The sequence below is a fragment of the Terrabacter sp. GCM10028922 genome (genome assembly GCF_042666095.1).
Lineage (GTDB): Bacteria > Actinomycetota > Actinomycetes > Actinomycetales > Dermatophilaceae > Terrabacter.
In genome coordinates this window covers 414,643-429,703 of sequence record NZ_JBHTFG010000023.1, presented here as the reverse complement: position 1 = coordinate 429,703, position 15,061 = coordinate 414,643, and the positions used below count along the sequence as shown (strand labels likewise).

The 15,061-nt window shown below is 71.7% G+C and carries 11 protein-coding genes; 4 read left to right on the top strand and 7 right to left on the bottom strand.

All coding sequences use genetic code 11. The features are described 5' to 3' along the window. Positions 1–16 precede the first annotated feature (16 nt). The 7 genes from ACFQU3_RS18815 to ACFQU3_RS18785 all read right to left on the bottom strand — a co-directional run bounded on the left by ACFQU3_RS18815 (position 17) and on the right by ACFQU3_RS18785 (position 8,223). Complete coding sequence (locus tag ACFQU3_RS18815; protein ID WP_385912570.1) at positions 17–2,491, bottom strand: ATP-binding protein; 2,475 nt, start codon at positions 2,489–2,491, stop codon at positions 17–19. 141 nt (positions 2,492–2,632) lie between these two features. Then, positions 2,633–3,046 (bottom strand): nitroreductase family deazaflavin-dependent oxidoreductase, encoded by a 414-nt coding sequence (locus ACFQU3_RS18810; RefSeq protein WP_385912568.1) that lies wholly within the window; start codon positions 3,044–3,046, stop codon positions 2,633–2,635. Positions 3,047–3,140: 94 nt separating this feature from the next. Beyond that, complete coding sequence (locus ACFQU3_RS18805) at positions 3,141–4,310, bottom strand: acyl-CoA dehydrogenase family protein (protein ID WP_385912566.1); 1,170 nt, start codon at positions 4,308–4,310, stop codon at positions 3,141–3,143. 84 nt (positions 4,311–4,394) lie between these two features. Next, complete coding sequence (locus ACFQU3_RS18800; RefSeq protein WP_385912564.1) at positions 4,395–5,615, bottom strand: acyl-CoA dehydrogenase family protein; 1,221 nt, start codon at positions 5,613–5,615, stop codon at positions 4,395–4,397. A gap of 1 nt (position 5,616) precedes the next feature. Next, the gene (locus ACFQU3_RS18795) at positions 5,617–6,660 is read right to left on the bottom strand and encodes a phosphotransferase family protein (protein WP_385912562.1); all 1,044 of its coding nucleotides are present in this window, start codon (positions 6,658–6,660) and stop codon (positions 5,617–5,619) included. Between the two features lies 1 nt (position 6,661). Then, on the bottom strand, positions 6,662–7,441 hold the full coding sequence (gene fabG, locus ACFQU3_RS18790; RefSeq protein WP_385912560.1) for a 3-oxoacyl-ACP reductase FabG: 780 nt from the start codon (positions 7,439–7,441) through the stop codon (positions 6,662–6,664). Further along, a complete protein-coding gene (locus tag ACFQU3_RS18785; RefSeq protein WP_385912558.1) occupies positions 7,438–8,223 on the bottom strand; it encodes an SDR family oxidoreductase in 786 nt (261 codons plus the stop codon). Before ACFQU3_RS18785 ends, fabG begins: the two co-directional genes overlap by 4 nt. 230 nt (positions 8,224–8,453) lie before the next feature. Between ACFQU3_RS18785 and ACFQU3_RS18780 the strand changes: the two genes are divergently transcribed. The 4 genes from ACFQU3_RS18780 to ACFQU3_RS18765 all read left to right on the top strand — a co-directional run bounded on the left by ACFQU3_RS18780 (position 8,454) and on the right by ACFQU3_RS18765 (position 15,057). After that, positions 8,454–10,001, top strand: a complete 1,548-nt coding sequence (locus ACFQU3_RS18780) for an ATP-dependent DNA ligase (RefSeq protein ID WP_385912556.1) — start codon at positions 8,454–8,456, stop codon at positions 9,999–10,001. A 126-nt stretch (positions 10,002–10,127) separates the two neighbouring features. Further along, positions 10,128–11,945: a glycoside hydrolase family 3 protein gene (locus tag ACFQU3_RS18775; protein ID WP_385912554.1), complete on the top strand. Its 1,818-nt coding sequence runs from the start codon at positions 10,128–10,130 to the stop codon at positions 11,943–11,945. A gap of 19 nt (positions 11,946–11,964) precedes the next feature. Further along, a complete protein-coding gene (locus ACFQU3_RS18770) occupies positions 11,965–13,287 on the top strand; it encodes an exo-beta-N-acetylmuramidase NamZ domain-containing protein (protein WP_385912552.1) in 1,323 nt (440 codons plus the stop codon). 36 nt (positions 13,288–13,323) lie between these two features. Continuing rightward, a complete protein-coding gene (locus ACFQU3_RS18765; protein WP_385912550.1) occupies positions 13,324–15,057 on the top strand; it encodes a serine hydrolase in 1,734 nt (577 codons plus the stop codon). The last annotated feature ends 4 nt before the right edge of the window (positions 15,058–15,061 follow it).

The window sequence follows — 15,061 nt, the reverse complement described above, 5'->3', positions numbered from 1 at the left end:
AAGCACGACGACTTCGCTATGAATCGTCCGCAGAGTCACGATATGTCCGACCTGCCCGCGCAAGTGCCGGTCCGTCAGAACCTGACACGGGAAGTCTCACGACGAAGGTCGTCCCCTCCTCGGGAGCGGAGTCGACCGACACCGTGCCGCCATGCCCCTCGACGATGGCGCGCACGATGGACAGTCCGAGCCCGGAGCCCTGGATGGCTCGCTCGTTGGCCGCGCTCGTCCGGAAGAAGCGGGCGAAGACCTTCTCGTGGTCGGCCTCCGGGATGCCCATGCCCGAGTCGGACACGACGAGTCGCACCGCACGCGGGTCGTCCTCCTCCGGGTGCACGGCCAGACTGACGCGGCCGCCGTCGGGAGTGAACTTCACGGCGTTCGACAGGAGGTTGGTGACCATGCGCTCCAGCGCCGCCGGGTCGCCCTCGATCCACAGCGGCCGCGGCGACACGTCGACCTCGCGCACGAGGTCACGCTGCGCCGTGACGGTCTCGACCGTCGTCCACGCACTAGCGACGACGTCGGACAGGTCGCAGCGGCGGGGGTGCAGCTCGAGCCGCCCGGCCTCGATGCGCGAGTTGAGGAGCAGGTCCTCGATGAGCGAGAGCAGCCGACGCCCGTTGCGGTCGACGCGGGCGACGAGCTCGAGCTGCCGGTCGGTGAGGGGGCCCGCCGCGCCGTCCTCGAGCATCTCCGTGTAGCCGAGGACGCTCGCGAGGGGCGTCCGCAGCTCGTGGCTGACCGACGAGGCGAACTCGGACTTCGTGCGGTCGATCTGGGTCAGCTCGTCGACGGCCTGGCGCTCGCGGTCGAGGGCCACCTGGAGGGCGACCTCCGCCTGGCGCCGCCGCGTGACGTCCTCGGCGACGCCGAGGTAGCCGGTCAGGTGGCCCCCCTCGTCGCGGATCCCGCTCATCGTGAGCGACACCGTGCGACGCGTGCCGTCCTTGCGGACGTAGGTCCAGTCGCGAGTCTCGGTGCTCGCGCCGGCACGGACCCGGTGCACGAGGACGTCGAAACCTGGCTGCACCCCGAGCTCCCTTGCCCTGCGGGCGATCTCGCCGGAGTCGTGCAGAAGCGACCAGTCGCGTCGGCTCACGACTTCGGAGGCGCGCCAGCCGAGGACGTTCTCGGCGCCGCGGTTGAAGAGGGTGATGACGCCCTCGAGGTCGGTGCCGACGATGACGGTCGCCGTCGCCGCCTCGAGGACCGCCTCGACGAAGGTCCGGGCAGCCCGCTCGTCGGTCACGTCGACGCCCGTCCTCACGAGGTGCGTGCGCTTGCCGTCGTCGTCGGTGAGGTAGGCGTTGGTCCACACGATGTGCCGCACGCCGAGCCCCTCGACGCGCCAGTCCTGCTCCTCATGGAGCGGCACGGCGCCGTCGGCGATGCCGGCCACGTGCGTGGCGACGTGCTCGCGGTCGTCCACGGGGAAGACGTCTGCGGCGAGCCGGCCCACGAACTCGTCCTCGGGGCCGCCCAGCAGCCGGGCTGCCGTCGCGTTGAGCCGCGCGATGACGCCGGAGGAGTCGACGACGACGATGGCGCTGGCGGCGGTGTCGAGGACGACCCCCGACAGCTCCACCTCGCTGCGGAGGTCGGCAAGGGCCGCGCGACGCTGGGTCGCGGCCACCGACAGCGACAGCGCGGTGACGGCGCACGTGACGAGGAAGGCCTGGGTGAGCGCGCCGACGGTCTCCGGTCGGATGCCGCCGCCCTGCGCCGCCGCCGTGAAGGGCCCGCCGCCGAGGCTCGTCAGCGCGACGGCCAGGGCGCCGACGACCAGCAGCTGCACGGAGACGGTGCGCAGGCCCAGGCGCAGCGCGCCCCAGACGAGCACCGGGATGGGCAGGAACGCGAGCGGCAGGACCTGGTCCGTGTTGAAGACCCACGTCGTGAGGCAGACGAGGACGGCCCACTGGACGAGGTCCTCGACACCCGGCCGCCGCGTGCGCCGGATGCCGGCCGCGATGCCGAGCGGCGCGATGACGAGGACCGCGGCGATGTGTGAGGCCGTGACCGCCGTGACCGTGGCGAGGAAGGGGCCGCCGAGGCCGTAGCGCACCGTGAGACCGGCGAGCAGGCCGAAGACCAGCGCGCCCGCGAGCGTCGCGGCGAGCAGACGCCACAGGTCCTCCATCGAGGCGAGCCGCGGGCGACGGCCCCCGCGGGTCAGCAGCCAGAAGACGACCGCGGCCTCGGAGGCGTTGGAGATGCCGAAGCACAGGCCGATGAGCGGCGGCCGCCCGCCGTAGACGTTCGCGGCCCCGCTGAAGACCACCACGCCGAGGACGAACAGCCACGCCCGCCACCCCCGAGCCGTCGCGAGGAGGAACGAGACCGCGAGGCCCGCGGCCGGCCACCAGACGGCCACCGTCGATCCCGGCGGCGCGAACCGCACCGCGGTCGCGCCCAGCACGAAGATCCCCACGAGCGCCACGAGCGCCCCCACCCACCAGCGGGTCCGACCGAACAGAGGCAGGCTCACCGGGTGGCACCACTCGGCGCGCGGCACCCCACCGGGCGACGCGCGGCGTCGGCTGCGAACCCCTGCGCAGACCTCATTGGCTCATGATGGCGCAGTTATGCGCTCAATCGGGCAAAAGGTGCGTTCGACTCGCGCGTGTCGTCACCAGCCGGACTGCATCGCCGATCGCTCGGGCGCCGGTGTCCGGGTCAGCTGGAGGAACCCGCCCGGCGGCTCGCTCCGCTCGATGCCGCGGCGCACGATCCCTCGGGCGGCCGCGAGCGCCACGTCCTTCTCGACGAAGGTGGGCTCGGTGCACGTGAAGTCACGCCCCTTCCACCGCATCGTGCACACACCCGCTCGCCTCACGTTGCGCACCCAGTCGGTGCCCCGACCCCACGGCAGCGCGATGAGGAACGACGTCGGCGTCGGGATGACGGCGACCGGCGTCGCGTACTCCTTGCCGCTCGACCGACCCGTGTGCCGCAGCACCGCCCACAGTGGGAGGGCGCGGTGCCCGGCGAGCCGGACGGCGACCTTGTTGAACTGCTTCGCGGATGCGGGAGGCCCAGCCATCCCCTCAGCATGCCCCCGGTCTGCTGCGGTGTGAAGCACCCCGCGACCGTGACGACATGCCGCTGTATGCCGTGTCACCGGTCGCGCTGCCGGGTCAGCCTAGGTGCCCCCGGACGGAGGCGTGCCCCCTGAGCAGGTTGCGCGCGATGGTGCGGCGCTGGATCTCGTCGGTGCCCTCGTAGATCCGCAGCAGGCGCAGCTCGCGGTACCACCGCTCGACGGGCAGCTCTCTCGTGTAACCCATTCCGCCGTGGATCTGCAGCACGCGGTCGACGATCTCGTTGGCCTTGATGCCTCCGTAGAGCTTCGCGATCGACTGCGACTGACGTGAGTCGAGGCCACGGTCGACCTGCCAGGCCGCGGTGAGGACGAGCCAGCGCAGTGCCTCGATCTCGACGGCGGAGTCGGCGACCATCCACTGGATCGCCTGGCGCTCGGCGATGGCCTGACCGAAGGTCACGCGGTTGCGCGCGTGCTCCATGCCCATCTCCACGAGCCGCTCGCACGAACCGAGCGCTCGCGCGGGGAGCATGTAGCGGCCCTTCCCGATCCAGCGCATCGCGAGCTCGAAGCCCCTCCCCTCCTCGCCGAGGATCGCCGAGTGCGGCACGCGGACGTCCTCGAAGACGAGCGCGGCCGGACCCCACTCGCCCATCGTGTCGATGGGCTCGCTGCGCCATCCGCGGTCGCGGTCGACGAGGAAGCACGTGACGCCCCCGTCGGCGCCCTTCTCCTTGTCCGTGACGGCGAAGACCATCACGAAGTCGGCCTCGTTGCCGCCGGTGATGAACGTCTTCTCGCCGTTGATGACCCACTCGTCGCCCTCGCGCCGCGCGCTCGTGCGGATGGCGCGCGCGTCGGAGCCCGCACCGGGCTCGGTGATCGCGAAGCAGGACCTGCGCGTGCCCTCGATCGTCGGCACGAGGTAGCGCTCCTGCTGCTCCTCGTTGGCGCTGAAGAGGATGTTGTCGGCTTCGCCGGCGAACCGGAACGGCACGAACGAGCGCCCGAGCTCGATCTCGATGAGCGCTGCGACGACGGCACCCTGTCCCATGCCGCCGTGGCTCTCGGGCGTCTGGATGCCGAAGAAGCCGGCCGTCCTCGCCTTGTCCTGCAAGGCCTTCAGCTCGTCCGGGGTGATGCCGCGCTCGTGCCGGCGCTCCCTCTCGAGAGCCTGCTGCTCGAGCGGCATGACCTCCCGGCGCACGAAGGTGCGCACCCAGTCGCGGATCTCGCGCTCCTCGGCGCTGAGGTCGAAGTCCATCGTCGGTCCCTTCGTCGTGCGGTGGCTGCGCGGTGGGTGGCTGTTGGTGTGCGGGGCGCGCGGTGGACCGCTCGTGCCGGGGTCTCAGCGGGCGGCATACCTCTGCAGCTCGGCCTTGGCGAGGGCGTTCTTGTGCACCTCGTCGGGTCCGTCGGCGAAGCGCAGGGTACGAATGCCGGCGAAGGCGGCGGCGAGCTCGGTGTCCTGGCTGAGGCCTGCGGCGCCGTGCACCTGGATGGCCTTGTCGAGGACCCACTCGACGGTCTTCGGAGTGGCGATCTTGATGGCCTGGATCTCGGTGTGGGCGCCCTTGTTGCCGGCGGTGTCCATGAGCCACGCGGTCTTGAGGACGAGCAGGCGCAGCTGCTCGATGCGCACGCGCGACTCGGCGATCCAGTCGCGTACGACGCCCTGATCGGCGATGGGTCTGCCGAAGGCGACCCGCTCGGACGCGCGGCGGCACATCGCCTCGACGGCGACCTCGGCGAGGCCGATCGAGCGCATGCAGTGATGGATCCGTCCCGGGCCGAGGCGGGCCTGGGCAACCGCGAAGCCGCCGCCCTCCTCGCCGATGAGGTTCGTGACGGGGACACGGACGTCGGTGAAGCGCAGCTCGGCGTGACCGCCGTGGTCGTGGTCGTCGTAGCCGAAGACCTCCATGCCGCGCACGACCTCCAGGCCCGGGGTGTCGCGCGGGACGAGGACCATGGACTGCTGCCGGTGCCGGTCGGCCGACGGGTCGGTCTTGCCCATGACGATGAAGATGCGGCACTCGGGGTTCATCGCGCCCGTGATCCACCACTTGCGGCCGTTGATGACGTAGTCGTCGCCGTCACGACGGATGCTGAGCTCGATGTTCGTCGCGTCGCTGCTGGCCACGTCGGGCTCGGTCATCGCGAAGGCGGACCGGATCTCCCCGCGCAGCAAGGGTCGCAGCCATTCCGCCTGCTGCGCGTCGGTGCCGAACTGTGCCAGCACCTCCATGTTGCCGGTGTCGGGGGCGGCGCAGTTGAGCGCTGCGGGGGCGAGCCGGATGCAGCGGCCGGTGATCTCGGCGAGCGGTGCGTACTGCAGGTTGGTCAGGCCGGGCCCGTGCTCGCCCGGGAGGAAGACGTTCCAGAGATCGAGGTCCCGGGCCTCGCGGCGCAGGTCCTGCAGTACCGGCACGGTGCTCCACGCCCAGCGGTCGTCGAGGGCGGCGACCTGCTCGTCGAAGACGGGCAGCGAGGGGGTGATGCGTTCGTCCATGAAGCCGAGCAGCTCCTGACGCAGCTCCTCGCTGCGGGTGTCGAAACGGAAGTCCATGTCAGCTCTCCTTCACGGCAGCGAGGCCCGCGGCGACGAGGGGGCCCGTGGCCTCGCCGATCGTCGAGAAACCCTGACCCACGGTCTGGCCCTGCGTGTACCGGTAGTGGATCCCCTCGAGGATCACCGCGAGCTTGAAGTAGGCGAGACCGAGGTGGAACGACAGGTGGCCCAGGTCGCGCCCGCTCGCCGCGGCATACCGCTGGCGCAGCTCGGGGCCGCTGATGAAGCCGGGCGTCCGAGAGACGTCGGAGACCGCGACGCTGTCCATCATGAGCGGGAGCGTCTGGTACGCCTCGAGGAGGGCGACGTCGGTGAGCGGGTCGCCGAGGGTTGCCATCTCCCAGTCGAGGACGGCCGAGACCTCGTCGTCGCTCGTGACGAGCAGGTTGTCGAGGCGGAAGTCCCCGTGGACGATCGTCGGATCGCATTGCGCCGGAACCGAGCCCGCGAGGCGCTCGTGCAGCTCGTCGATGCCGGACAGGTCGCGGCTGCGGGACGCGTCGAGCTGCTGCTTCCAGCGGCGGACCTGCCGCTCGAGGAAGCCCTCGGGACGGCCGAAGTCGCTGAGGCCGACGGCCGACGGGTCGACCGAGTGGAGCGCCACCAGCGTGTCGACCATCCGCTCGCTGATCGCACGGACGCGCCGGGCGCCCAAGGGTTCGAGCTGCACCGCGAAGCGGTACGGCGTGCCCTCGACCCGCTCCATGACGTAGAACGGCGCGCCGACGACGTCGGGGTCCTCGCACACGGCATACGTGTGGGGCACCGGCACGACCGTGTCGCGCAGGGCGGTGATGACGCGGTGCTCGCGGGCCATGTCGTGTGCGGTCGCGAGCACGTGGCCGAGCGGGGGCCGGCGCACGATGACCGTGCGTGCGCCGTCGCCGACCTCGTACGTGAGGTTGGACTTGCCTCCCGCGACGACCCGCGCCCTCAGCGGCCCGGTGAGCAGACCCGGCACAGCGGCGTCGATGAAGGCGCCGAGCCGGTCGAGCGGGAGACCGGGCGGGTCGTAGTCAGTGGTGCGGACGGCGTCGGTCACGTCAGTCCTTCGGGCCGCCGGCGACGTAGATGACCTGGCCCGACACGAAGCCGGCCTCGTCGCGCACGAGGAACGACGCCGTCGCGGCGATGTCCTCGGGCTGGCCCACACGGGCGACGGGAATCTCCTTGGCGGCGCCTTCGAGGAACTGCTCGAACGTGATGCCCATGCGCTCCGCCGTCTGGCGCGTCATGTCGGTCGCGATGAAGCCGGGCGCGATGGCGTTGGCCGTGACGCCGAACTTGCCCAGCTCGATGGCGAGGGTCTTCGTGAAGCCCTGCAGGCCGGCCTTGGCCGCGGAGTAGTTGGCCTGGCCGCGGTTGCCGAGCGCCGACGTCGAGCTGAGGTTGACGATGCGGCCCCACGTCGCGTCGATCATGTGCTTCTGCGTCGCGCGGGTCATCAGGAACGAGCCGCGCAGGTGGACGTTCATGACGGCGTCCCAGTCGTCGGCCGTCATCTTGAAGAGCATGTTGTCGCGGATGATGCCGGCGTTGTTGACGAGCACGGTCGGTGCGCCCAGATCGGCCGCGACGCGGTCGACGGCGGCCTGCACGCCGGCCTCGTCGGAGACGTCGACTGCCACGGCGAGACCCCTGCCGCCGGCCGCCTCGATCTCGGAGACAACTGCGGCGCACGCGGACTCGTCGAGGTCGAGCACGGCGACGGCAAACCCGTCTGCGGCGAGGCGCCGGGCCACTGCGGCGCCGATCCCGCGCGCGGCCCCGGTGACGATGGCGGTGCGCTGGGCGGTCGTGTCGCGGCTGGGCTGGTCGGTCATGCGTTCTCCTGCTGGTCGGCGGTGCGGTGGTCGAGCTTCTGCTGGAGGCGGTTCATGCCCGCGAGCCAGGCGTCGGGGTGCGCGGCTCGCTCGGCGTAGTAGTCGCGCACCTCCGGGTGCGGCAGCACGAGGAAGTCGTCGCCGGCCAGCGCCTCCCAGGCCGCGTCGGCGACGTCGTCGGCACTGACGGTGGCGTCACGGGTCAGCAGGTCGCGAAGCGGCCCGGACTCCTCGAGCATCCGGGTCTGCACGCCCTGCGGGCAGATCGCCTGCACGACGATCCCGCGGTGCCGGTAGGTGGCGCTCAGCCACTCGGCGAAGGCGATCGCGCTGTGCTTGCTCACGGAGTAGGGCGCGTCTCCGAGCATCGTGAGCAACCCGGCGGCCGAGGCGGTGACGACGAGGCGGCCGCCGCCGGCCTCGAGCCAGCGCGGCACGAGGAGCCGGGAGGCGCGCACGTGTGCGAGCACGTTCGTCTCGAGGGCGCGCGCCCACTCGGCGTCGGACGCGTCGAGTCCCTTGAGCGTGCCGATGCCGGCGTTGGCGAAGAAGACGTCGACGTGCCCCAGGTGCTCGTATGCCGTGTCGACGAGATGCCGCACGCCCGCGTCGGTCGACGAGTCGCCGGGGACGGCGAGTGCGCCGCTCTCGTCGGCGACCACCGCGAGCCCGGCGGCGTCGAGGTCGGCGACGACGACCTGCCAGCCCTCTCGCGCGAGGCGGGCGGCGATCGCACGGCCGATCCCCCGGGCGGCCCCGGTGACGACGGCGGTGTCGGGCATGGTGCTCCTCACGGACGACTAAGCGCTTGCTTACCTTGACGACTCAGGCCGCCCACGTCAAGTGACACGGGTTCCGCCGCACCCGCCCACCTCACCCGTCGAGTGGCCACGATCTGTGGCCCCCACCCGTCGAGTGGCCACGATCTGCGGCCTCCCACCCGTCGAGTGGCCATCATCTGCGCACTCGACGGTGGGTGGTGGGCGTCGGTGGTGCGGGGCAGGATCGGGACATGCAGCTCTCCGACGTCGTCGCCACCTCTCACGCGGTCGCCGCCACCGCCTCGCGCACGGCGAAGGTCGAGGCGCTCGCGACGTGCCTCGCCCGCGCCGCGGAGGACGGCCCGGAGACCATCGAGGTCGTCACGTCGCACCTGTCCGGCGTGCTCCCCCAGCGACGCATCGGCGTCAGCTGGCGGGGCCTGCAGTCCCTCCCCGAGCCCGCGGAGACCTCGACCCTGACGGTCGAGGAGGTCGACGCCGCCGCGACGCGCCTCGCCTCGATCTCCGGCGCCGGCTCCGGGGCGAGCCGGTCTGCAGCCGTGCAGGACCTCTTCTCGCGGGCCACGTCGGACGAGCAGGTCTGGCTGCGCGGCCTCATCACGGGCGAGACGCGCCAGGGCGCGGGCGACGGCGTCATGCTCCAGGCCATCGCCAAGGCGGCCGGCGTGCCCGACGCCGCGGTGCGGCGTGCCGTCATGCTCGCTGGTTTCACCGGGCCGGTCTCCCGGGCCGCCCTCACCGGTGGCACCGAGGCGCTCGACGCCCTGACGCTCGAGGTCGGCCGTCCCCTGCGGCCGATGCTCGCCGGGTCGGCCCCCGACGTCGCGGCGGCGCTCACCACGCTGGGCGGCGAGGTGGTCGTCGAGACCAAGCTGGACGGCATACGGCTGCAGGCGCACGTCGACAACCGCACCGACCCGGGCAGCGTCCGTCTCTTCACGCGCACGCTCGACGAGGTGACCGACCGGATGCCCGAGATCACGGAAGCCCTGGCGGGCCTCGACGTCGAGACGCTCGTGCTCGACGGCGAGGTCATCGCGCTCGACCGCGGCGGTCGGCCGCAGCCGTTCCAGGTCACAGGAGCGCGCACCGCGAGCAGCGCCGACGTCGAGCGGCTGCGCGAGCAGGTGCCGCTCACGCCGTACTTCTTCGACGTCCTCCACCTCGACGGCGTGGACCTCCTCGACGACCCGGCCGCGACCCGCTGGGCGCGGCTCGCCCAGACCGTCCCGGCGGCGTGGCTCGTGCCACGCGAGCTGACCGACGACCCAGAGCGCGCGCAGCAGTTCTTCGACGATCTCGTCGCCGCGGGCCACGAGGGCGTCGTCGTCAAGGACCCCGCCCTGCCGTATGCCGCCGGCCGCCGCGGCCCCGGGTGGGTCAAGGTCAAGCCGCGGCACACCCTCGACCTCGTCGTCCTCGCCGTCGAGTGGGGCAGCGGGCGGCGCAAGGGGTGGCTCTCCAACATCCACCTCGGCGCTCGCGACGCCGAGACGGGCGAGCTCGTCATGCTCGGCAAGACGTTCAAGGGCATGACCGACGAGATGCTCGCCTGGCAGACCGAGCGGTTCCAGCAGCTCGCCGTCGACCGGGGTGACTGGGTCGTCACGCTGAGGCCGGACCAGGTCGTCGAGATCGCGTTCGACGGCGTGCAGCGCTCCAGCCGCTACCCGGGCGGCATGGCGCTGCGGTTCGCGCGGGTGCTGCGCTACCGCGACGACAAGCCGGTGTCCGAGATCGACACCGTCCAGACCGTGAGGTCGCTCGCGGGCTGGTGAGCGGCGCAGCCGCGGTGGGCGCGTCGCGATCCGACGCGCCGCTATCTGTTGCCTACGCCGCGGTACGTAGGTAAGTTCCGGCCTGACGGCAGAATGCGTGAATTGTTCACATTCAAGGGAGGCGCCATGTCCAGGTCAGACCTGTCTCGTCGGTCCGTGCTCGCCGGAGGGCTCGCCACGGCTGCCGCGGGCGTCGCAGCCGGCAGCGCGCGCGCAGCGGGCACCACGGCACCCTCCGCCCTCGCCGGCGAGGACGGCTGGGTGACCGCAACGATGAGCCGGATGACCTTGGAGGAGAAGGTCGGTCAGCTCTTCATCCAGAACGTCTACGGCAGGGACGCAACGACCCCCGACAGCCGCAACCTCCCGCTCTACGGTGTGGCAAGCCCGGCCGAGGTCGTGCAGAAGTACCACCTCGGTGGGGTCATCTACTTCGCGTGGACCGACAGCGTCCAGGACCCCGACCAGATCGTGCGGCTGTCCAACGGACTGCAACGCGCGTCACTGGGCCAGCGCAGCAATGCGCCGATCCCCCTGCAGGTCGCGATCGACCAGGAGCAGGGCGTCGTCACCCGGATCGGCCCGCCGGCTACGCAGTTCCCCGGGTCGATGGCCCTCGGAGCCGGCGGGAGCGCCCCCGACGCGCGCACCGCCGCCGCGATCACGGGGCGTGAGCTGCTCGCCATGGGCGTCAACACGAACTTCGCACCCGTCTGCGACGTCAACGTCAACGCCCTCAACCCCGTCATCGGCACGCGGTCGTTCTCGTCTCACCCCGACGTCGCCGCCGAGCTCGTCGCGGCACAGGTCGCCGGCTACCAGCGCGACGGCGGCGTCTCGTCGTCGGCGAAGCACTTCCCCGGCCACGGTGACACCGCCACCGACAGCCACGTGGCGTTCCCGGTCATCACGCACACCCGCGAGCAGTGGGAGAGCATCGACGCCCCGCCGTTCAGGGCGGCGATCCGCGAGGGCATCGACATGATCATGACCGCGCACCTCGCGTTCCCGGCGTTCGACGACTCCGGCGACCCTGCCACCCTGAGCCGCCCGATCCTCACAGGGGTCCTGCGCGAGGAGCTCGGCTACGACGGCGTCATCGTGACGGACTCCCTCGGCATGCAGGGCGTGCGTGACAAGTACGGCGACGCCGAGGTGCCGGTGCGCGCGCTCCTCGCCGGCGTCGACCAGCTGCTCATGAGCCCCGCCATGGACGAGGCGTATGCCGCCGTGCTGGCCGCCGTGCGCAGCCACCGCATCCGACCCCACGAGCTCGACGAGAAGGTGCGGCGCGTGCTGCGCCTCAAGTACCGCCGCGGAGTCGTCGCCCAGCCCTACGCCGACCCGGCCCGGGTCTCGTCGGTCGTGGGCGTGCCCGCCCACCTCGCCGCGGCAGACGCCGTCACGGACCGCACGACGACTCTCGTGAAGAACGACGCCACGGCGCTGCCGATGGACCCGAGCGGCACGACGGTGCTCGTCACCGGCTACGGCGTCTCGACGACCGCGACCCTCGCCACGGCCCTGACGGCGAAGGGTGCGACGGTGCAGAACCTCCAGACCGGGTCGTCGCCGACGGACACCCAGGTCGCCGCGGCCGTGGCTGCCGCCGCCGACAAGGACGTCGTCGTCGTCACGACCATGAAGGCGTGGGACACCAAGGTCACCGACCCCCGCGGTGGCCAGCAGAAGCTCGTGAAGCAGCTGCTCGCGACGGGCCGGACGGTCGTCGTCGTGGCGGTGCGTGACCCCTACGACATCGCGTACTTCACCGACGCGCCGACCTATGTCGCGACGTACTCCTTCAGCCCGGTGGCCATCGGGGCGGCAGCCCGCGTCCTCACGGGAGACGTGGCACCGACGGCGACGCTGCCGGTCGACATCCCGGTGGCCGGTGACCCGGCAACCGTGCTCTACCCCTTCGGGCACGGGCTGACCTACTGACCAGGATCGGAGAGCTCCAATGACCAGCCCCACCCGCAGGCAGCTGCTCACCGCCGGTGCGCTCGGCGCCGTCGCCATCCCCGCCACGGCGGCCGGTTCCGTTGCAGCGCAAGCCAGCCCGACGGCATACGCAAGCAGCTACCCGACCAACCCGGTGACGACCGGAGCCCAGAACGCTGCGGCCGCGGGCTGGTCGATGCTCTCGGGCCAGAAGGTCGGCATCATCACCAACCCGACCGGCATTCTCACCGACCTCCGCACGATCGTCGACGAGATGCACGAGTCGGGCGCCGTCGACATCGTCGGCGTCTTCGGCCCCGAGCACGGCTTCCGGGGAACTGCCCAGGCCGGCGGCTCCGAGGGAACGCACACCGACCCGCGCACCGGACTCACGGTCTACGACGCCTACGGCGCCAACGCGACCAGGATGACGACGCTCTTCCGCACGGCCGGCGTCGAGACCGTCGTCTTCGACATCCAGGACGTCGGCTCTCGCTTCTACACCTACATCTGGACGATGTACACGGCCATGCGCGCGGCCGTCGCGGTGGGCGCGCGGTTCGTCGTGCTCGACCGGCCGAACCCCATCGGCGGCAAGGCGATCGGCCCGATGATGACGACGCCGTGGACCTCCGGAGTCGGCGCGAAGGAGATCGTCCAGGCGCACGGCATGACCGTCGGCGAGCTGGCCCGCTTCTTCGACGGAGAGTTCCTCGCGGCCGATGCAGGGGCGCGGCTGGGGGAGCTCTCCGTCGTGGAGGTCAAGGGCTGGCGGCGGGATGTCCCGTATGCCGTGACCAGCCTGCCGTGGGTCACGCCGAGTCCCAACATGCCGACGCCCGACACCGCGCTCGTCTACCCGGGCACGGGCATGTTCGAGGGCACGAACCTCTCCGAGGGCCGGGGCACCACGCGCCCGTTCGAGCTCATCGGCGCACCGTACGTCGACTACAAGTGGGCTGAACGCCTTGCGGCACGTGACCTTCCGGGCGTCGCCTTCCGGGAGGCCTACTTCACGCCGACGTTCAGCAAGCACGTCGGCGTCGTGTGCGGCGGCGTCCAGCTGCACGTGACCGACCCGTCCCGCTTCGACCCGGTCCGGTCCGCGGTCGAGATGCTCGTCGCTGCCCGCGCGCTCTACAGCGACTTCGCCTGGCGCTACGACTCCTACGACCCGTCACGGCCGTACTGGATCGACAAGCTGACCGGTTCGCAGCGCCTGCGGACGCAGATCTCAGCCGGCGCCTCCGCCGACGAGGTCGTGGACGCGTGGCGCGACGAGCTGGTCGACTTCGACGCCCGGCGGCAGCCGTACCTCATCTATCCCGGCCCGGCGGCCTGAGCGCGCCGACCTGCCCCCTGACAATCAAGGAGTGACATGCGCCTGCGCACCCTCGTCCCGGCGGCCCTCTGCAGTCTCGCCGTGGCGGGCAGCCTTGTGACCGCCGGGTCGGCGGGCGCCGACGACTTCAGCAAGCCCGACCGCGGCTTCGCCCCGCCCAACACGGTGTTGACCGAGGCGAGTCCTACCTCGCTCGGGCTCGACCCCGCGCCGATCGCGGAGTCCGTCGCGCAGATCCACGGTCACGAGGAGGCTCCCGCCGGCGGGCACCCGCTCTTCGCGGGGGCGGTCGCGCTGATGGGCCACGAGGGCCACGTCGTCGAGCGCGACGCGAGCGGCTGGGCCCTGCGCTACGCCGATGCGACGACGGAGCTGCCCCGCGACCAGCGGGAGCCGATGCGGACCGACACGATCTTCGACCTGGCGTCGGTCAGCAAGCTCTTCACGTCGATCGCCGTCGTCCAGCTGGTCGAGGAGGGCCAGGTCTCGCTCGAGAGCCCGGTGGCGGCATACCTCCCGGAGTTCGCGGCGAACGGAAAGGCAGGCGTCACCGTGAGCCAGCTGCTGGCCCACACGTCCGGCTTCACGTCGTGGCTGCCGCTCTGGAGCAGGTACCCCGACAAGGCCTCGCGGATCAAGGCCGTCATGGACCAGCCGCTCACCAACCCGGCCGGTTCCACGTATCTCTACAGCGACCTCAACCTCATCACCCTCGGGGTCCTGGTCGAGAGGCTGCGCGGCGCACCGCTCGACGTCGTCGTCCACGACCGCATCACGGCGCCGCTCGGCATGACGGACACCGGCTACAACCCCACCGACACGGGCCGGACCGCTGCCACGGAGTACCAGACGACACCGCCGCGCGGCATGGTGCGGGGTGAGGTGCACGACGAGAACGCGTGGTCGCTCGGCGGCGTGGCCGGGCACGCCGGGGTCTTCTCGACGGCCGACGACCTCGCGGTCCTGTCGCAGGCGCTGCTCAACGGCGGCACCTACGAGGGGCACCGCATCCTCGGCCGCAGCAGCGTCGAGGCCCTCGTCACCAACGTCAACGGCGACTTCCCGGGCGATGACCACGGCCTCGGCTTCGAGCTCGACCAGCGGTGGTACATGGATGCGCTGTCCGGCCCGCGCACGGCCGGCCACACCGGCTACACGGGCACCTCGATCGTCATCGACTTCACGTCGCGGTCGTTCGCGATCCTGCTGACCAACCGCGTGCACCCCTCACGCAGCTGGGGCTCCATCAACATCGCGCGCCGCGAGTGGGCCCACGGCCTGGCCGCGTCCATGGGCATCCGCCCGCGTCACGGCGACACTGCCTGGTTCACGGGAGCGGAGAACGCCGCCACGACGACCCTGACGACACCGACCCTCCCGGTCGGCTCGGACGGCGCCCGCCTCGGCTTCGACCTCTTCCTCGACACCGAGGAGACCGACCTGCTGCACCTCGAGCGCTCGACCGACGGGGGCAAGACGTGGACGGCCGTGCCGTTCGAGGTCGTCGACCGCGGTCAGGCCGCGACGTCCGACGGCGTCATCGCGGGCTCCGGGACGCGGCGCTGGGTCCAGGTGCGCGCCGACCTCCAGCCTGGGGACCAGCAGGTGCGCTGGAGGCACACGACCGACGGCGGCTACCTCGGCCGCGGCGTCGCCGTCGACGACATGCTCGTCAGCGGCCCCGGTGGCATCCTCCTCGACGGCGAGAAGACACCTGGGGCGTTCACGGCCGATGGGTGGCGGCTCGCGGGCCGAGACGCCGTAGCGTAGGCCC